Origin of the sequence: Methanolobus sp. WCC4 (genome assembly GCF_038022665.1) — an archaeon.
In the GTDB taxonomy this organism is placed as follows: Archaea; Halobacteriota; Methanosarcinia; order Methanosarcinales; family Methanosarcinaceae; genus Methanolobus.
This window is the reverse complement of the sequence record NZ_CP150629.1, coordinates 1-19923: the sequence shown is the minus strand read 5'-3', so window position 1 is coordinate 19923 and position 19923 is coordinate 1. Positions and strand designations below refer to the sequence as shown.

The 19923-nt window shown below is 36.9% G+C and carries 16 protein-coding genes; 4 read left to right on the top strand and 12 right to left on the bottom strand.

Annotated elements, in window-relative coordinates; translation table 11 throughout:
- From V7O63_RS00080 to V7O63_RS00070, 3 genes are read left to right on the top strand one after another with little or no spacing between them, the layout of a single operon-like run.
- Complete coding sequence (locus V7O63_RS00080; protein ID WP_340819093.1) at positions 1-1056, top strand: glycosyltransferase family 4 protein; 1056 nt, start codon at positions 1-3, stop codon at positions 1054-1056.
- Positions 1046-2305: a glycosyltransferase family 4 protein gene (locus tag V7O63_RS00075; RefSeq protein WP_340819092.1), complete on the top strand. Its 1260-nt coding sequence runs from the start codon at positions 1046-1048 to the stop codon at positions 2303-2305. Before V7O63_RS00080 ends, V7O63_RS00075 begins: the two co-directional genes overlap by 11 nt.
- A gap of 13 nt (positions 2306-2318) precedes the next feature.
- Positions 2319-3629, top strand: coding sequence for a nucleotide sugar dehydrogenase (locus V7O63_RS00070; protein WP_340819091.1), 1311 nt, complete (start codon positions 2319-2321; stop codon positions 3627-3629).
- Between the two features lie 30 nt (positions 3630-3659).
- Here the strand turns inward: V7O63_RS00070 and wecB are convergent, their stop codons facing one another.
- The 3 genes from wecB to V7O63_RS00055 form a co-directional block, all read right to left on the bottom strand.
- Positions 3660-4748, bottom strand: a complete 1089-nt coding sequence (gene wecB, locus V7O63_RS00065) for a UDP-N-acetylglucosamine 2-epimerase (non-hydrolyzing) (RefSeq protein ID WP_340819090.1) — start codon at positions 4746-4748, stop codon at positions 3660-3662.
- The gene (locus V7O63_RS00060; protein ID WP_340819089.1) at positions 4745-5884 is read right to left on the bottom strand and encodes a glycosyltransferase family 4 protein; all 1140 of its coding nucleotides are present in this window, start codon (positions 5882-5884) and stop codon (positions 4745-4747) included. Before V7O63_RS00060 ends, wecB begins: the two co-directional genes overlap by 4 nt.
- Positions 5885-5950: 66 nt before the next feature.
- Positions 5951-7060: a glycosyltransferase family 4 protein gene (locus V7O63_RS00055; protein WP_340819088.1), complete on the bottom strand. Its 1110-nt coding sequence runs from the start codon at positions 7058-7060 to the stop codon at positions 5951-5953.
- A 235-nt stretch (positions 7061-7295) separates the two neighbouring features.
- On the opposite strand from V7O63_RS00055, the gene V7O63_RS00050 reads away from it, so the two are divergent.
- Positions 7296-8759 (top strand): polysaccharide biosynthesis C-terminal domain-containing protein, encoded by a 1464-nt coding sequence (locus tag V7O63_RS00050; RefSeq protein WP_340819087.1) that lies wholly within the window; start codon positions 7296-7298, stop codon positions 8757-8759.
- 18 nt (positions 8760-8777) lie between these two features.
- Here V7O63_RS00050 and V7O63_RS00045 read toward each other — a convergent pair whose 3' ends face one another.
- From V7O63_RS00045 to V7O63_RS00005, 9 genes are all read right to left on the bottom strand, one after another.
- Entirely contained in the window at positions 8778-9689 is a 912-nt protein-coding gene (locus V7O63_RS00045) for an IS5 family transposase (protein WP_340820853.1), read from the bottom strand.
- Positions 9690-9850: 161 nt separating this feature from the next.
- Entirely contained in the window at positions 9851-11371 is a 1521-nt protein-coding gene (locus V7O63_RS00040) for a glycosyltransferase family 39 protein (protein WP_340819086.1), read from the bottom strand.
- 1 nt (position 11372) lies between these two features.
- Entirely contained in the window at positions 11373-13106 is a 1734-nt protein-coding gene (locus V7O63_RS00035) for a flippase-like domain-containing protein (RefSeq protein WP_340819085.1), read from the bottom strand.
- A 33-nt stretch (positions 13107-13139) separates the two neighbouring features.
- Positions 13140-14207 (bottom strand): NAD-dependent epimerase/dehydratase family protein, encoded by a 1068-nt coding sequence (locus V7O63_RS00030; protein WP_340819084.1) that lies wholly within the window; start codon positions 14205-14207, stop codon positions 13140-13142.
- An 18-nt stretch (positions 14208-14225) separates the two neighbouring features.
- Entirely contained in the window at positions 14226-15293 is a 1068-nt protein-coding gene (locus V7O63_RS00025; RefSeq protein ID WP_340819083.1) for an NAD-dependent epimerase/dehydratase family protein, read from the bottom strand.
- Complete coding sequence (locus V7O63_RS00020; protein ID WP_340819082.1) at positions 15290-16225, bottom strand: UDP-glucuronic acid decarboxylase family protein; 936 nt, start codon at positions 16223-16225, stop codon at positions 15290-15292. Before V7O63_RS00020 ends, V7O63_RS00025 begins: the two co-directional genes overlap by 4 nt.
- Positions 16226-16235: 10 nt before the next feature.
- Complete coding sequence (locus V7O63_RS00015) at positions 16236-17246, bottom strand: sugar phosphate nucleotidyltransferase (protein ID WP_340819081.1); 1011 nt, start codon at positions 17244-17246, stop codon at positions 16236-16238.
- An 83-nt stretch (positions 17247-17329) separates the two neighbouring features.
- Positions 17330-18292: an NAD-dependent epimerase/dehydratase family protein gene (locus V7O63_RS00010; RefSeq protein ID WP_340819080.1), complete on the bottom strand. Its 963-nt coding sequence runs from the start codon at positions 18290-18292 to the stop codon at positions 17330-17332.
- Between the two features lie 60 nt (positions 18293-18352).
- A complete protein-coding gene (locus tag V7O63_RS00005; RefSeq protein WP_340820852.1) occupies positions 18353-19765 on the bottom strand; it encodes a mannose-1-phosphate guanylyltransferase/mannose-6-phosphate isomerase in 1413 nt (470 codons plus the stop codon).
- Positions 19766-19923: the final 158 nt, after the last annotated feature.

The following is a 19923-nucleotide window of genomic DNA, read 5'->3' as shown; positions in this document are numbered from 1 at the left end:
ATGAAAATTGCACAGGTCTGTCACAGGTATCATCCCTTCATAGGGGGTGTTGAAACTCACGTAAAAGAGATCAGTGAACGGATGGTACTGCTTGGAAATGAAGTGGAAGTGCTGACCACGGATCTAGGCGGCAAGTTACCTCAGACTGAAATGCTGAATGGTGTCAAGATCACAAGGTTCAGATCTTTTGCGCCAGGGGAAGCATATTATCTTTCTCCTATGATATACTTTTACCTGAAAAGTAATGGATATGATGTTGTACATGCCCATAACTATCATGCTCTGCCTGCTTTTTTTGCAGGGATGGGTAAAGGCCGATGCAAATTTGTATTCACCCCCCATTATCACCGAGGCGGACATACCTTTCTGAGGAATCTGCTGCATAAGCCTTACAAGTTATTCGGAAAGATGATATTTTCCAGAGCTGACAATATTGTATGTGTTTCAGAGTACGAGAAAGGGCTTGTTTCAGAGGATTTCGTTCTACCTCCCGGCAAGATAAGAAAGATTCCCAATGGGATCAATTTGGCTGAGTTCAGGAATGTAAGACTTGATTTGAAAAAAGGTGATGGCAATAAACTCCTCTATGTTGGAAGACTGGAGGAATATAAAGGTGTTCAGTATATAATTCAGGCATTGCTATATCTCCCAGACCATAGTTTGTCTGTCATAGGAAAAGGTCCGTTTGAACATGACCTGCGTGAACTTGCAGATAAGCTGGGAGTTGCAAGTAAGGTAGAGTGGCTAAAAGATGTCTCCAGGAAAGAGCTATTGAAACATTATGTCTCTGCAGATGTTTTTTTGATGCTTTCAAAACATGAGGCATACGGTATAACTGTTGCAGAGGCCCTGGCATCAGGAACGCTGTGTATCGTGGCCTTGGGAAGTGCACTGGATGAATTTGTGGATGATGAAATGTGCTTTGGAATAGATGATTATGACCCAAGGATATTGTCCTCGATTATCAAACGGTTAAAATACAATGATACTGTTCCAAATACCATTGCTGACTGGAACGATGTAGTCCATGAGTTGGTTGATCTATATGAAGAATAAAATTAAAGTTGCCATCGTATCAAAATATTTTCCCCCTAACATAAGAGGAGGTGGGGAAATAAGTGCTTATAATCTTGCAAAAGGATTGAGCGATTCAGGTGTGGAGGTTCATGTCATAACTTCTGAAAACATAACTGCAATCCCTGGCTCTGGTTTCGTTTTGCACCCCATTATTAAGCCAAATATCTTACCTGGCGTGTTTTATCATATTGGGAACAACGAGCTTTTTTACTGGAATACATATAAAACTGTATCTGCATTCCTTAAGAATAATCCTGGCATCGATATAGTCCATGCAATGAATATGGATACTATACCTGGTGTTGTTTTCGCGGCAAGTAAGCATGGGGTAAAATCTGTTGCAACAATAAACAGTCATTGGTTAACCTGCCCTTATGGCTATATGTTAAAAATGTATGATGGTTTTTCAGTTTGTGATGGTAAATGTAACCTCCTTTCCGCTTTCAGGTGTTATAGACATTCTTCTAGTTTGCTGGAACAATTATTTGGTCCTCTTTATTCAAAATTGCAAATGATTGAAAGACAATATTCTGCTAAGAAATTAGATGGAGTAGTTTGCATATCGAAGAACATTCATTCTTATGTAAAAACCATATTTGGCGATAAATTAACTGCAATTATTCCTAATATCTGTGAGTTTACAGAACCCATAAACTATAATAATAAATTTGAAAGTGATATTTTATTTGTAGGTGCACTTGGTAAATTTAAGGGTTGTGAGTATGTAATTCAGGCAATGCCTGAAATTATCAAGAAATATCCAGAATGTATTTTCAGGGTAATTGGAGATGGAGATCGTTTTAATGAGTTTAAAAAAATGACTCAAAGGCTAGATGTTTCAGACAATGTCATTTTTGAAGGTTTTGTTTCTTCTGATGAAATAGATGTATATTTTTCTAAGACTAGAATCGTTGTTTTTCCATCAATTGTACCTGAAACCTTTGGAAGGGTAGCAGCTGAAGCAATGGCATTTTGTAAGCCCGTAATAGGGTCTAACACAGGAGCTATTCCAGAAAATGTAAAACATATGGAAACTGGAGTAATTGTTGAGCCAGCAAATGTTCCTGAAATAGCTGATGCAGTTTTATATTTGCTAGGCAATCATGAAGTTGCAAAAAAAATGGGTATTACAGGTAAATTAATATCAATGCATAAATACTCTACTGAGTTTGTAACAAATAACTATCTACGTATGTATCAAAAAGTGTTATATCCGTATCTCAAATAAAACAGGTGTTCACATGCTACAGTTACTTAAATCTAAGATTGATAAAAAAACTGCTAGAATTTGTATAGTTGGATTAGGCTATGTGGGGTTGCCACTTGCAATTGAATTTGCAAAAAGAGATTTTGAAGTCATTGGATATGATGTTTCTGTTGACCTTGTAAATAATATTAATGATTTGAAAAGCCATTTGTCTACAATTTCAGATGAATTGTTGAAATCAGTGGAGTTTAACTTCAAAGCTACAAATTCTCCCAAAAAAGCATTCACAAATACAGACTTTATTATCATTTGTGTGCCTACTCCAGTTACAAAATCAAATGATCCAAACTTGGATTATATAAAGTCTGCTCTTATAGATATTTTACCCTACTTAACAAAAGACATGTTTCTCATTCTGGAAAGCACAACCTATCCTGGAACTACTGAAGAAATCATGATACCTATAATTGAACAAAGTGGAATGGTTGCTGGCTTGGATTTCGGCGTGGCATATTCTCCTGAAAGAGTGGACCCTGGAAATATTACATTCAATTTATCAAATACTCCTAAAGTTGTAGGGGGGATTAATGAAGATTGCGCTGATATAGCTAGAGAACTCTATAGTCAAATAACTTCAGTAGTAAAAGTGTCTTCACTTAAAAATGCTGAAGCTACTAAGATAATAGAAAATGTATTTCGTGCTGTAAACATAGCTTTAGTTAATGAACTTGCAATATTGGCAGAACAATTAGGGTTTGATATTTGGGAAGTTATAGATGCAGCATCCACAAAACCCTATGGATTCATGCCACATTATCCCGGAGCTGGTGTAGGTGGACATTGTATACCCGTAGATCCATTTTACTTATCTTGGAAAGCAAAAGAAGTGGGTCTTAATTCCAAATTTATTGAACTAGCGGGAGAAATAAATCAAAATATGCCAAAACATATTGTTAATATGACAATTGCGGGATTAAACGAAGTTAAAAAAAGTGTGAATGGTTCTAAAGTCTTAATATTAGGTTTGGCATATAAGAAAGATGTAAATGACTTAAGAAATTCTCCAATGCTTAGTGTCTTTGAGCAATTGTTGAAAATGGGAGCAGAAGTAAGTTATAATGATGAATTTATTAATGAAGTTCGTATGGATAATGAGCTTCTAGCATCAACTCCACTTGAAACGATTCAAAATTTTGATTGTGTTATTATTGGTGTAAAACATTCATACTATGATTTGGATTATATTTCATCACAATTTATTAGTGATGTGGTTGTCGTTGATTGCATAAATGTTCTTAATCAAAACCAAAGTAAATGTTGTGTGTTAAAAAAATTGGGCCAATAGATTGATTCGGCCCGATTTTTGTTTTTCACATCAAAGATGCCTATTTAAAATGAAGTTAATAATTTTTTCTGCACTGTCACCTTTTCCTAAAGGATTTTTCCAGTCGCTGTTTGCCTTCATCATTTTTCGTGAACCTTCTAACATGTTTTGAGGATTTGTGCCTACAAGCAAATTAGCACCAACCTCAACGGTTTCAGGTCTTTCTGTATTTTCTCTAATTGTAATGCAGGGTGTATTTAGGATGCAGGCTTCTTCTTGAAGCCCTCCCGAATCCGTTATTATCAGTTTTGCGCATTTTTCCAAAACAAGTAGTTCTAAAAAGCCAACTGGCTCAATAATAATAAGATTTCTGATTTTTTTTACATTTTGCATCAAATCAAATTCTGTAAGCTTTTTGGCAGTCCTAGGGTGAATTGGAAATATAACATTTAGTCCACAATCTTGTGTAATTAAATCAATACCTTTTAAAATATTTGTCAAATTTCTCTTGTTGTCTACATTCTCTTGCCGATGTGCTGTGATAAGGATATAATTCTTTCTTTTTAGCAACCATTTGTCAAGGATCTTTTTTTCATCTATGAGTTGAATGTTTTGCATCACTGAATCTACAATTGTATTTCCTGTTACAGAAATCATTTCATGGGGTATACCTTCATTAATTAATAATTCCTTTGATTTTTTCGTAGGTGCAAACAAGTAGTCTGCAATATGATCGGACATAATGCGATTTAATTCTTCAGGCATTTTCCGATCAAAACTTCTTAAACCAGCTTCAACATGCCCAATTTTTATACCTAACTTCGAAGCAGCTAAAGAACCAGCTAACACTGTGTTTGTATCTCCCTGAACCAACACAACTTCTGGCTTTTCTTCGAGCAAAATATTTTCGATTTCAGCAAGCATTTTAGCTGTTTGTTCGCCATGTCTACCTGATCCTACATCAATATTATATTTTGGGGCAGGTAGTTTAAGTTCAGAAAAAAAGAGTTTATCCATTTGATATGTATAATGCTGACCAGTGTGCAGAATAAAATAATCTATGTTTAATCTCTGACACTCTCTTATAACAGGAGACATTTTAATAATCTCTGGTCGAGTGCCTAAAATTATACAAATCATACTATTAATTCCTCGTAAATTCTTAATGTTTTCTTAGCAATGATTTCCCAAGAAAATTCCGTTTCAACTTTTTTTCTAGCATTTAAACCCATGTAATTTCTCATATCTTCATCTTTGGTTAAGCGATCAATTGCATTTGCTAATGCTTCCGAGTCTTTTGGAGGAACAAGGATTCCTGTTATATTGTCATCTATTAAATATGGTATTCCCCCAACAGTAGTGCCTATTAAAGGTTTGCTAGACGACATTGCTTCTAAGCCCGCTATGCTAGTAGCTTCCATCAGTGATGGTAAAACAACAATATCAGAGGCCGCAAAAAATTCTGGCATTTCATGATTAGGAATATCACCTGTAAATATGACCTTGTCATCCAAAGATAAATTTATAAGTGTATCTTCCATTTCAGTTCTTTGTTTTTTGAATCCCCCTTCTCCAACAATCACAAACTTAATTTTTTGATTAATGGCAGCAATCTGTGGAATAGCTTCGATTAAGTAGATAACGCCATTTTTTGGAGCTAGTCTTCGAGGACATAGAACGACTATTTCATCGTCTTTTACTTTGTATTTTTCCCTGATTCTGCTTCCGCTAATACTTGGACTAAATTTATCTACATCAACTCCGTTTGATATAAAAATTGTTTTGTTCTTATCAACACCAAATTTAGTTGGTACATCTGCTAATTCTTGACTTGGGCCAATGATTATGTCGGGGTGTGAAAGTCTGTATTTTAATTTATTTATGAAGCGTTCGTTGCTTGCCATTTCTAAAAACCCAGACTCATGAGCAGTGAAAATCACAGGCTTATTTTTTATATACTTTGTGATTATACTTTCTGGGTAAGATGAATGATAATGAACAACGTCAATATTGTGCTTTTTAATCACGGATAGCAATTTAGCAATTGCAAAAGGAATATATAAATTACCACTCAAAAAACGTTTACGTATCTGGAACACCCGGTGCACGTGAATTCCATCAAAATTTTCTTCCCACTTTAGATTATATGGATATCTTGGGACAATAACATGGACTTCATTCCCCTGCTTGGCCAAAGCTTTAGAAAGTTCATGTACATGGGCTGCAATACCGCCAATTAAAGGGGGAAAGTCTTGGCACATTATACAAATATTCATTATGTGTTCTCCGGTTTTTCATAAATTTTTATTCAGACGTTTTTATTTATTATTATTACTCACAACTTATATTGACATTTCGTATATTTCTGTTAACGTTTTATTTCGTTTTTCGATTGAAAATTTTCCGTAATCAACCATTTTTTTCCCATACTTCCCCATTTTTTCCCGCATTGAATCATTTTCTATCAAACTTGATACTTTATCAACAATCTCTGAGACAATTCGTTTCTGTTCATTTTGATCAATCAATTCATATAATTTAGAAAAATCTCCCCATTCTGGATGTGGCAAATAATTTGTGTCAAACCATTTCTTTGAATATGGTTTGATCAGGAATCCATTTTTATCATCTTCTATTATTTCAGATGTGCCAAAACCATCAAGGGTTACAATTGGCATGCCGTATGCCATAGCTTCGAGAAACACCATTCCAAATGTATCATAATAAGTAGGAAATAAAAAGATATCTCCTTTCGGAAAGAAATCATTAAGCAGTGTAGTTCTCGGAATTGAGTTATAAAATTCAATATTATGATAATGTTCGTATTTGGCTTTTAATTCATCAGGAACTTGAGATACTACAACTAAACGAATATCATATTTTTGGTTTAACAATTCAAAAGCTTTCAACACTTCTAGACCACCTTTTCTTAGGAAAAGTCGGCCAACAAACAAGATAGTAATTTCATTTGACTTTTTTTTAGTAATTTCAACTGAATGCATTGCAGGATAAACAACTTTAATTTTTTCCTTAAATGATTTTGTATCCAATAAATATTGCATGCTTCTTTCTGCAGCAACACTCCAAGGTAATATATGCATACAATTTTTCGAGGAAAAGAATTTTTCTATTATACGTTTATTCAAACTGCTTTTTAATTTTTTGTGGTTGAAATGAACTAAAGCACTAATATGTTCAAAATCTATTACAAAAGGGATTTTGTTAACAATAAGCTGCTGATGTGAATGAACAAGGTCTGTGTTTTCTTTAATGTATCCTATGCTTGGAAGGGGCAAATAGTAGCTAGTTGCACTCATTATCCTATCGGAATATGTTTGTTTTTCGTAATAATAACTGCAATTAGAAGGCGGATTACAAAACAACTCCTGATATGCTGAATGGGTGACTGATCCAGAAGCACTCTTAAGAGTTACTTTTATTTTTTTATTCATTGGATTCCTATTGCTAATTAATGCATTTAGTTTTATCTAGGTTACATGTAATTCTTATTATAACTCGCAACGCATTTTAGTATTTTTTCCTATTAAAATATATCTATTTTCAAAAATCAAATGAATATGGGAAAATTAATAAATAATTCATATTTGGTCTAAGTGACCTACTTGGAAATGAAATAATGATTTTTGTCTACTATATTTATAGCATAAGTTCTTTTTTAGTTCAATCATGTCTAGTTTAAAGTCAATTCACTCTAACATTATGAGTATAGGACAAGTCCAGCGCCAGAGTCTAATTTCTTTTGTTACTCAACTTGCTTTTACTTTTCTAGGTTTTCTTAGTACGATGTACTTTGCCCACAAAGTAGGCTCTAGTGTTCTTGGAGCATATTTTCTTTTTACAGCATACTATGGAATATCCTCTATGTTGAGTGATGGTGGACTGGGTAGTGCTGCAATAAAACGCATAAGTGAAGGTGAAGAACAAGATTCTTATTTCAGTGCATTTTTTACATTACGTTTGATTTTATTAATTGCAGTTATTATTTTGCTTCTTTCAGTAAAGGAATATTTCGTAGATCTTAATAGTGAAGGAATATTTGTGTGGCTTATACTAGCGTTATTATTATCAATATTTCATGGATCAGTTCATCATGGAATAGCTGGGTCTGGAAAAATGGGGCTGTTTGCAACTGGTACATTTGTTAACAACGTATCACGAATTGTTTTCCAGGTAGTTGCTGTTTATATAGGTTTTAGAACTGCTGGAATGGTAGCAGGCTTTGTAGGAGGGATGCTTGTTTCCTTAATTATGGAGTTTCATTTCCTTGACTTGAAGCTTACAAGTTTTAATTTGACTCATATAAAAAGCTTATTATCTTTTTCATTTTGGCTTGTTTTAATATCCAGTAGCCATATGGTATTTGCATATGCTGATACTATTACGATAGGATATTTTCTTAACAATTCAGATGTTGGAGTTTATCGAGTAATATTTCAGTTTGTAACAATTGCAACATTATCTACTGCAGCTCTAAGATCTACACTTTGGCCTAAAGTTAGTCGATGGGGCAAGACTAGAAAATATAAAAGTATTGAGGAATCTTTATCCCGTTCTATCAGTTATTCGTTGTTGTTTGCAATTCCTATATTTGTTGGTGGGGCACTACTCGGAGATAAACTTTTGTATTATTTCTATGGGGCTGAATTTGTTCACGGCTATACTACACTTTTTATCTTACTGTGTATGCAAATAATAAGTATATTTCAAATTCTTTTCACTGCATATTTAAGTGCACTTGATTGTCAAAAAAAGTCTTTTCAGGTAACTGCTATTGCAGCGCTATTGAATATCATAGTTAACGTAATATTAATTCCAACAATGGGTATCAATGGGGCTGCCATTGCAACGCTTGCTGCTATGGCACTAAATGCTTTATTAGCATACAGTGAACTATCCAATAAAATATCAATTACATTTGAGTATGATAGTATTCTACATATGATATTATCTTCTTTAGCAATGGGTCTTATTCTATGGACATATCGACTATTCTTACCATTGTCAAATTTATGGTTCGTTATTATACTTGTTTTGTTTGGTGGCCTAATATATAGTATTTTTATGCTTAAAGTTGATAAAAAAATATATGAAGAATTCAATTCAATTATGCAAAAAATAGGTACAATTTGAGTAAATTATATGTGAAGCTTATTTGACAATGTTTAACATATTATTTAGGAAATTAGGCTTTGTAGAAATCCTTATCCGACTAATAAGTGCAATCTTGACATACCTGTCAAGATTATGCACTAATAGTTTGGATTTCACCTCTTTTGCCTGATTCCAGTATCCTTTTGCTTTTATTTCTTCTCCATATTTTCTTTTCAGAACGGAGAACATTGTCTCAACCAAGTTTCTTTTGTGATACAATTCCTTGTCAAATTCCCATACCATTTTTCTGCGATAATAACCTTTGATCCTTTTCCTTTTTCGTTCCCTCAAAGGAATCATAGCTATCGCTTCTAGTTGTTCTCTTGTTAGTGAATGTATGCCTTCTGAATCGTAACCCTTATCAATGACATAATACTTTGATCTGCGCGTTTTATGACATTGCTTTAGCAATGTCATCGCATGCTTTGCATCATGCACAGGTTTACCCGATACCTTAAAACCAGTAACAATGAACTTTTCAGTATCTACTGAAATACTGGTTTTCAAGAATGACCTTCGTTTCTTCCCTGTTCTCCAAGAATAATAGTAACTACAATGACCACTGGTAAATCCACTTGAATCAATGGCAGTGGTCTCTATTTTTTCACCATATGAGTAAAAGAGTTTTAGCGTTTGATACAGTAGTCCATTGAAATATATAGATTTTAGTCTTGTAATGAATTTGTGAAGTGTAGTGAAATGTGGAACCTCTTTGAGTCCTATTTTGTCTTTGATCTTATCCATTACTTCAACAATTTCGACTATATCTCGATAACCCTTATCAAGATACTCTTTCAGTAAAACCAACGTCAGTAACTGGTGTTGAGTGTATTTTCTTTTTGAATACTTGCAGCTGTATATATCAAGGTGTGAGTTTCCTGATACAGCTAGCGCTGTATCAACAAACATTAAGTACTTATTAGGCAAAACACAATCATCCCTTTGTGTTTTCTTGTGGTAAGTAATACTCAGGGGATTAATCCTTTTTAAATTATTATGTCAAAATAAAATAGGAAGTAGGTTTTCTACAGAGCCGGAAATTATGTATTAAAACATCATGTGAAATTAAATTAGATTTCTATGTCATATATAAGCAAAGATTGATTGAAATACTTTTCATAACTATTCTCAGTTGTATAAACATCGGCCATATTAGGTATTTTTGTAATGTATGTAGTTTCATATATCTTCTCGTAACTATGGTCTAGTTTACTTGCGAATCCTTGACGATTATCCACTACCAAAAATATTTGTGCATCATCATTTTTCTTCGTTATATCTTCTATATTTTTAATTGAAGCACTGGATAAATCATTACTAATGCCATACACTTGCCGTCTAGAATGTCCAATACTAGTTAAATTAGCGTACCACACCATCTGAGGGACATATCTGCTTGGTGTTACGATAAGGACGATTTCTTCGGGATGTTGGTCCATGTATTCGTTCAAATAGTTCCCCACATCTTCAGTGCATGTGTATCCAATATCTCCCGAATATGATAGAAGTGCGTATGTGATGGGTAGTGTGGATAGCACTATGAATATCACTATAAATGATAATGATCTTGACGGGGACCATTTATTGAAAACTTTTATTTTTGATATGTCAAGAACACCTTTTGCAGCAAGTACTGCAAATACAGGGGTAAGTGGAAGACTATAGTACTCATGACTGGGAGGTGTTCTGATTATCACGAATATGCCATACAGGACAAGCCAGATAAACAATACAGAGCTTTCTTTTTTGCATTTGGTCGATCCGTATGTAGCTAAAAGCAAAATCAATGGTGACAAACCGATCGTTGTCAATGCTATAACTTTGACCGAATTGGAAAAAGGCGCGGATCGATTTGCAAGTTCACCATATAGTATCTGTGACAAAAAACTCATGTCCCCTTCGATAAAATAGTGTCCAAGCCATAATAGAAGAGGGAGTAATCCAACAGCTGCTGATATAGCTCCCTTTATGAGTAGTTCTCTTTTGGGACCTACTATCAAGGACCATATTATTACTATTGGGAGAATTACAAGTGCAGGCTGCTTTGTAAAAACTGCCAGGCCAAAGAATATCCCAAAGGGAAGCATGCTTCCGTTATTCTTGTAAGCATGAACATAGGAAGCTATGGATGCGGTCAGCAAAGCGGTCATTAGTGGATCAGTGAAAACCCTTCCAAACCATAGTATATTCCAGGGAAGAACAAGGAAAATTACAGATGACAGGATCGCAGTTCTCTCACCAAATATTTCTTTTGCAAGCAGATAAATAGCTCCAACAGCTAAAATCTCGGCAAATATGGACACTAGTCTGGCACTCATATCCGAGATGCCGAATACCTTGAATGATACATACACCATGTATGAATAGAACGGTGGCAGCGAGTCAAAGACCGGACCACCTATCAAAGGTATCTGGTACCAGATAGTATGCGTAAAGTAGTTCTTTGCGATATTGGAATAATGAGCTTCATTCCATCCATGATAAAATCCATAGGATGAGATACTGGCAAAATAGAGTCTTGCTGCAATGTACAAAGAAGCAATTATAATTAATGCAAATATTTTTTTGTCTAAAATAATTTTGTCATTCATATCAATCTCCATTCCTGGTATCATTTTTTGTTCTTGTGAAATATCCCCTGGATTCAAACCCTATGTGTACAGCAGATATCATCCCCAGAACATAGGTTACCAATCCTCTCGCAAAATGGTCCACTAATGCTATTGACGTCCCTATTGTTAGATTGATATTAAACAGGTTCAGCACTCCGGCTATCGACCCCTCATGGACTCCAATTCCTCCGGGAGTGGTTGGTATGGCCTGTGCAATGAATGCAGTAATACCGGCAAGTGTCGATATGCCTGGAGATAGACTGAAATTAATTGCTTTTGCTGAGAAATAGATGCTTGCTATCTCAAAGATCCATATAGGAAGGGATAGGATAAGACATAGTATGATTGCCTGTGGGTTAGAATATATATTACGTAATCCCTCGTTCAGTTCATTAATCCCTTTTAACAGTGATTCGAACCTTGTTCCTAATCTGTTAGCTATAATGTGGTCATACTTCGATACGAACAAAAGACCTGCTATCAGAATAAAGGCAATTGCAAGTGCACCAATCGCAATAGAAAACAAATGTGTATCCTTTGAAAAGAACAAAAGTGTCGTCATCAACATCATGCCAAGCGTGAACATGTCCATTGCACGCTCGATAATGATTGACGATAAACTGATGCTCAAAGGTGTACCTTCTGTAGTCTTAAGTGCCATACCACGAGCCACGTCACCGATCCTAGCAGGTAAAAGGTAATTCAATAACCATCCGAACATGATGCATTTGAATGCCGTGTCCCTGTGTACTCTGTGCCCAGATTCTCGAAGGAGAACACTCCAGCGCCATGTTCGAACGACAAAGGTAGTTGTTATCATAAGGCATGCCAGAGCTACATATCCAGGTGATATATCTGAGAGGATGTCAAATACTTCCGATATGCCTGCAACCGAGAATATGCCTCCAAGCAGTAGAAGTCCCAGCAGTACTGCAAATATTATGCGAAGAGGTGATCCTTTTACAATAGTTCCCAACAGGTCCCCAAGCCCGATGATATTGCCTAAAACAAACATCTTAATCAGTCGTGATCCATACCGATGTCCATTCTGCGATAATTTTAATTTCGCTTCTCCCATTTTGCGGTCGTGCCATGACACTGGAACCTCAGCACTACTAAAACCAAGAATATGGGCCTTTAAAGGGATCTCAACGGTCAGATCAAAACCTGTAGCTTCAAGATTATCTATGCCAATTGCATCAAGGACTTCTTTGCGATACGCTTTGAATGCATTTGTCACGTCTTTATGGCGGATACCAAATAACAGCCTTACAGTATTGTTGAATGTTCTGTTGGCCAGCATTTTTTTCTTTGGGTAGCTATTTGTAGAACCACCTTTACAAAATCTGGATCCGTAAGCAATATCATAACCCTCTTCTATTTTCCAAACTAACTTTTGAATATCATTCGGGTCATCGGAAAGGTCGGCCATGACAGGGATCATTATATTTCCAGACGCTTTCTTTAATCCTGTTTTTATGGCATTGCCAAAGCCGGGGGTAGATGTCCTGTGCACTGGTTTGATCCTTGGGTCCTTCGATGCAAAGTCATCTATTATCACTGCAGTTTTGTCAGTACTGTTGTCATTGACGATAACAACTTCAAAATCCCTGGTCTCCTTGTTTTGTTCAAGGGCAGGGATAAGTCTAGTAAATAAATTATATAAGTTCCCTTCTTCATTATGTGCCGGAACAACAATTGAAATCTGTGTCATAAATATCAATAAATACAATTACTTCAGGTTGGACTACCTAACATTGCTAAAAATACTGCTCCTGTATATTTCAACTAGAATATCCCTAATACTATACTTGTAATCCCATTCTGGATAGTGTTCCTTGAATTTGCTGACATCACTTATCCACCAGATATGATCCCCAATTCGATTTTCTTCACTGTAGCTATAGTTCATTTTTTTTCCAGTGATTTCCTCGCACATACTGATGGCTTCCATCATCGAGCAGTTAGAATGACGGCCGCCGCCAATATTGTATACTTCCCCTTCCCGGGGGTCCTGGTAAAAATGCCAGAATGCATTGACAAGATCATAACTGTGGATATTATCGCGGACCTGTTTCCCCTTATATCCAAAAATCGTATAATGTTCGCCGGTAATGGCACATTTCATGAGATATGCCAGAAAACCATGAAGCTGGGTGGGGGAATGGCCGGGTCCTGTCAAGCATCCTCCTCTGAAACAGGCTGTCTTCATGTTGAAATATTTCCCATATTCCTGTACAAGCACATCCGCCGCTAATTTTGACGCACCGAACAGACTGTGTTTTGTTTGATCAACACTCATTGATTCATCTATCCCGCTTTCAAAAAAAGGATGCGACTGATCTATCTCCCACCTGCTATCAAGCTCTACGAGTGGCAGGTCATTTGGCGTGTCGCCATATACTTTATTAGTAGAAGTGAAAATAAAAACGGCATCTTTACAGTATCGCCGTGTCATTTCAAGGAGCGTTAAAGTACCGTTCGCGTTAACTGTGAAATCTATGAAAGGATCCTTTGCGGCCCAATCATGGGAAGGTTGTGCAGCAGTATGGACTATCAGTTTTATGTCAGCACCATATTGTTTGAATATGCTTTCTATCTGATCCCTATCTCTTATGTCCTCGTTGTAATGCACATAATCAGTTATTTCTGATTCCAGTTTTTCTTTACTCCATTTCGTAGAAGCCTCTGCACCGAAAAAAGTCTTCCTCATATCATTGTCGATTCCAACGACCATAAGTCCTTTTTCATTGAAGAATCTGACAGCTTCTGCACCTATCAGGCCTGCAGATCCGGTTATCAAAGCTATATCCATTAATAAGCACTCCTGTAATCAAGCAAGTATCTGTTTTAATTGTTCTGAATTCTCTCTGATCCAGTTATGTATCTCTTCGATCATCTGTTCTACAGTAATCTCAGGCTTCCAGCCCGTTCTTTCAGTTACTTTTTCATTGTCTGTTATATATATCCGAATATCCCCTACTCTATCTTCCGGAATACTTGCAATTGAGATCACATTGCCTGTGTATTTTTGGCAAATATATGTCAGTTCGCACAGGGAAACACTTCTTTCCAGCCCGCCCCCTACATTGTAGATCTCTCCTGTATGAAAATGAATATCGTTTATCTGAATCTCAAGAAGCCTGTACAAATCTTCAACATGAAGGAGGTCCCTTACCTGCTTTCCTTGGCCGCCATATCCGATATAGTTCAAGTCCTGTTGATAATGGTGCTTTGCCACCCACAGGACAACAACACCTTGGTCGACTTTTCCCATCTGCCAGCTTCCCGTGATAACTCCGCAACGATTGATTACTGCTTTGAGTCCATACATTTCAACGTATTCCTGAATTATCAGTTCCGAGGCAAGTTTTGTGGTGCCATATAATGTACGAGTACCATTCAGAGGAAAATCTTCTTTAAATCCATGGGATGATACACCGATGATGTTCTGTTCATCTAAGATGTTGAACCTTGTACTGCTCTCTGAAAATGCAAGACTGTTGATCGTTTTAACGGGATACACTCTGCTTGTGGACAAAAATACAAAAACTGCATCGTGCTTTCTTGCGTATTCAAGACAATTTATCGTACCTATTAGGTTGGTGTTGATTAGATAGTCAGGCGATGAGTCGAATCCTGCGAGTACCGAAGGTTCGGCAGAACATTCTACTATTACATCAACATGCCCTAGTTCCTCAAGATCTTCGCGATTTCTTATGTCACCATGAATGAATTCCACACCATTGTCCAGTAACCTTCGTAGATTCAGTTCCGACCCTCTTCTTTTCAGGTTGTCTAAAGCCACAACTCTGATTTCAGGTTTGTTCACTTTGAAATCAATCGCTATATTAGAACCAACAAAGCCGGCACCGCCCGTGATCAAGTAGGTTTTCGTCACAATTCACTCCTCATCGACATAAAATATTCCAGAGTATTTCTCAATCCTTCTTCCAAAGCGATCTTTGGTTCCCATCCAAGGATCTCCTTAGCCTTGCTGATGTCCGGCCTTCTAACTTTAGGATCATCTACTGGCAAATCCCGGTGAACTAACTTGGATTTGCTTCCTGTTATTTCAATAATGGATCTTGCAAACTCCAGTACGGTCATTTCGGCAGGATTGCCTATGTTCACAGGATCTGTAAAATCAGACATCATCAGTCTGTATATTCCATCTATGAGATCGGAAACGTAACAAAAGGACCTTGTCTGGCTTCCATCGCCATACACAGTTATATCTTCCCCTTTTAGAGCCTGATTTATGAAATTCGGTACAACCCTTCCGTCATTTGCACGCATACGTGGCCCATATGTGTTGAATATACGTACAATTCTGGTATCTATGCCGTGATACCTGTGATATGCCATAGTAATAGCTTCAGCATAACGTTTCGCTTCGTCATAGACTCCTCTGGGTCCAATAGGGTTCACATTCCCCCAATAGGTTTCAGGCTGAGGATTGACCTGAGGATCTCCATAAACTTCAGAAGTAGAGGCAATAAGCAATCTTGCCCTTTTCTCTTTTGCCAGTCCCAGCATATTATACGTGCCCAGCGCTCCTACTTTTAATGTCTGAATTGGCAGTTCGAGATAATCAACTGGAGAAGCAGGACTTGCCAGGTGGAATATATAATCGATCTTATCCCCAAAATATATTGGTCTGGTGATGTCATGCTTCAAATATGTAAAGCTATCTGAGTTTATATGGGCAATATTTCTTGCGTTACCAGTCACCAGATTATCTATACAAATAACATCATGTCCTTTTTCAAGAAGCAAATCACAAAGATGCGATCCTAAAAATCCTGCACCGCCTGTTACTATTGATCTCATATTATCACTTTTAGAACTCTATGGAGGAAGAGTCGCCTATACTTAAAGAGTTATGCTTGCCCACGACATTTGCATCATCTCCAACTATGGATGACTGCAGATTCACATTAGAAGCATACGTGCGAGAACCTATTACACTATCTGATATTATGGAGCTTTCCACAACAGTATCATCTGCAATCGATGCATGTGGTCCGATTACCGAATTGGAGATCTTCACACCTTTTCCTATGGCTACAGGATGTATTATCACAGAATCCATGCTTTCATAGTTGCAACTTATATTCTCTTTTTCATCCAGTAGCACTTGATTCGTTTCAAGAAGGGATTTAGCATGGCCACAGTCATACCAGCTTGAAACTTCAAAAGTCTTTAATTTACATTCTTCATTTATCATTTCCTGGAGAGCGTCTGTAAGTTGATATTCTCCACGTGATTTGATATCATTCATTATCATTCTTTCGAGGGTTTCGAACAACATTTGTGTGTCTTTTATAAAATACACTCCTGCAATTCCCAGGTTTGATGCCGGATTTTCAGGTTTTTCCTCTAGTTTTTTGATACAGGATGATGTTTTCTCAAGTTCGACAATGCCGTATTTTCTGGGTTCTTCGACTTCCCTTACTCCAATTGAACCTGCACATTTTTCATTTTCAATGTGCTTCTTATAAAAATCCATGTACCCTGCCTTAAAGATCATATCTCCCAAGGCTATCATGATATCCGTATCTTTCACATATTCGCGTGTTATGTACACGGAATGACCAAGTCCCAGCCTGTTTTCCTGATTTACATACCTGATGTTAAATATCCCTTCATAGTGTTCTTTTGTATATGATATCAATTGTTCTTTGTGATATCCTACAATAAGTATAATCTCTTCAGGCTCAAGATCTATCATCCTGTCAAGAATGTGTCCTATGATTGGCTTGCCGGCGATATATACCATGGGTTTTGGTTTTGTATAGGTATGTGGGAACAGGCGTGTTCCTGTTCCTGCAGCAGGGATTATTACTTTCATTATTTCTCACCGCTATAATATTAAACATTTATGCGTTTTGCTAATCGTTTGTTAATGATGGGCCATAACCATGCCACATTAAATCATCTGCAAATCAGGGATTTCACTGTTTCCTTTACGCTTCTCCGTGACGAATATTCAGGAACCCACCCTGTATCTTTCAATTTATCAATTCCAAGCAACATTCGTGGAACATCACCTTTCCATCCCCGCTTTCCGCCAGTGTATGTAAACTCAACATCTTCAAGTCCCATTTCATCAACAACAATCTCACCGATCTCTGTAGCATTTATCGTGTCTTCGGAACCTACATTGAATATATTGACTGCTTCATTGCTATTATTTAAAGCGAACATTATCGCTTTGACGCATTCACTTACATGCAGATATGATTTGGATTGTCTGCCATCACCAAGAATATCAAGTTCATGTGGATTGTCCTTGAGCTTTTGAATAAAATCAACAATTATTCCGTGTGTACTTCGTTCTCCGATGATATTCGCAAACCTGAATATCCATGATTTCATGTCGAATGTATGTGAATAGGATGTAATGAGTGCTTCACATGCAAGTTTAGATGCACCATACAGTGATATTGGTATCAATGGTCCGTAGTTCTCAGGTGTGGGTATAATCTCTGCTTCACCATAGACTGTCGATGTGGAAGTGAAAACAATGTTTGTTACATTGTTCTTGCGCATTGCTTCAAGCAGATTGTAGGTTGCTGTGATGTTCTGGTCAAAGTGCACTTTTGTGTCAACTGCCCCTAACTTCACATCAGGATTTGCTGCGACATGAAATACAAAATCAATGTCATTACATGCCATGTTTATTTCATGGGGTGTGAGCAGATTTCCATTTATGAACTCAAAATTGGGATTTCCTGTGTGATGTTCAATAAACTCCGTGTATCCCGAACTTAAGTTATCAAAAACTATGACTTTGCACTCTTCTTTCATCAATATGTCAACAATATGGCTACCGATGAATCCTGCACCGCCGGTGACAAGTATTTTTTTGTTCTTGAGGTTTGATTCGAGTTGCATTGTAATCTTCTAACTTCTTGATTTTATATAAATGAGTACATTTGCTAAAGCTGTAGTGTTTTACTCTCTCCCATACTCATCATCGAACCTGACAATATCATCCTCTCCAACATAATCACCAAGCTGCACCTCAATTATTTCAAGAGGCACTTTCCCAGGATTGGACAATCTGTGCTTAACACCAGCCCTGATGAATGTACTCTCACCCTGTCGTAAGAAATACTGTTCGCCATCCACCTGCACACATGCCATCCCTTTCACAACAACCCAGTGCTCACTCCGGTGATGGTGTAATTGCAAACTCAACTTCTTCTGTGGCAGAACAACTATGTTCTTTATCTTGTGCTTTTCAGATTCCTCTAGTATAGTATATGAGCCCCAGGGTCTGTACACAGTCTGATGTAATTGTGCACGCTCATCTTTTCGATATTTGAGTGAAGATACAACATCTTTTACCTTCTGGCTGCTCTCCTTTGGGCAGACCAACAATGCATCAGGAGTGTCCACAACAATCGCATCGTTGATGTCAATAAGTGATACTACCTTTCCACTTTTTGAATGGATGAAATTACCGGAGGAGTTGATAAGTACATCATCACAATTCTGTATGATGTTATTGTTATCATCTTTCTCAAACTCTTCATGGAGGGCTTTGAAACTACCAAGGTCGCTCCATCTCTCATTAAGTTTTATGACGGCTACACGACTCGATTTTTCTATGATTCCGTAGTCAATGGAAATTGAAGGCATCTCTTCGAAAATCATTCTGATGTCATCTGTCTTTTTGAAAGCACTATCTATCTCTGGAGTATAGTTTTCAAGCTCTTCGAAGAAAACATCCGTATCAAAAAGGAACATGCCACTGTTCCATAAACATCCTTCTTCTATGTACTTTTCAGCACTGGATGTGTCAGGTTTTTCCTTAAACTCTGAGACCTTGAATCCGTTTCCAATTGCATCTGCTGGTTTGATGTACCCATAACCAGTATGTGGTGAAGTGGGTACAACTCCAAATGTGAGGAGGTGATCAGTGGCAAGCTCTTCGGAATTCCTGATTATTTCCATTGCTTTTTTGTTCAATATATGGTCTGATGAAAAAATACTTACTTTGGACTTGCCAAAACGCTTCTTTATCTCATTCATACCAAAGGTAATTGCAGGGAGGGTATTCTTTCCAACAGGTTCCAGCAATATATTATCCGCTGGAAACTCATAACCAAGTTCTTCTATTTGTCCAAGAACAAAGAATTTTTGCAATTCATTTGTAACAATGAATATCTCTGTGATGTCTGATATCTCAAGACATCTGAGTACTGTATCCTGAAACAATGATGTTTCATTCAATTTTAAAAACTGTTTCGGATACATTTCGCGGCTGAGGGGCCAGAGGCGCGTTCCAAATCCACCTGCCAGTATTATTGATTTAACAATTATTCCTCCGTATGTGGCTATAGATGATGTTTCCTTGTCCATAAATGGACATACAAATATATAAACGAACTGGATTTCTTTTGTATTTACAATATTATCTTTCCCATTGTCAAAAAGCATTGAAAAAGTTCTTGGAAGGGCTAATGATGCGGTGTATTTCACTAGCTAGTGTTTATTGACTAGAGTGTGTAATTTCATGT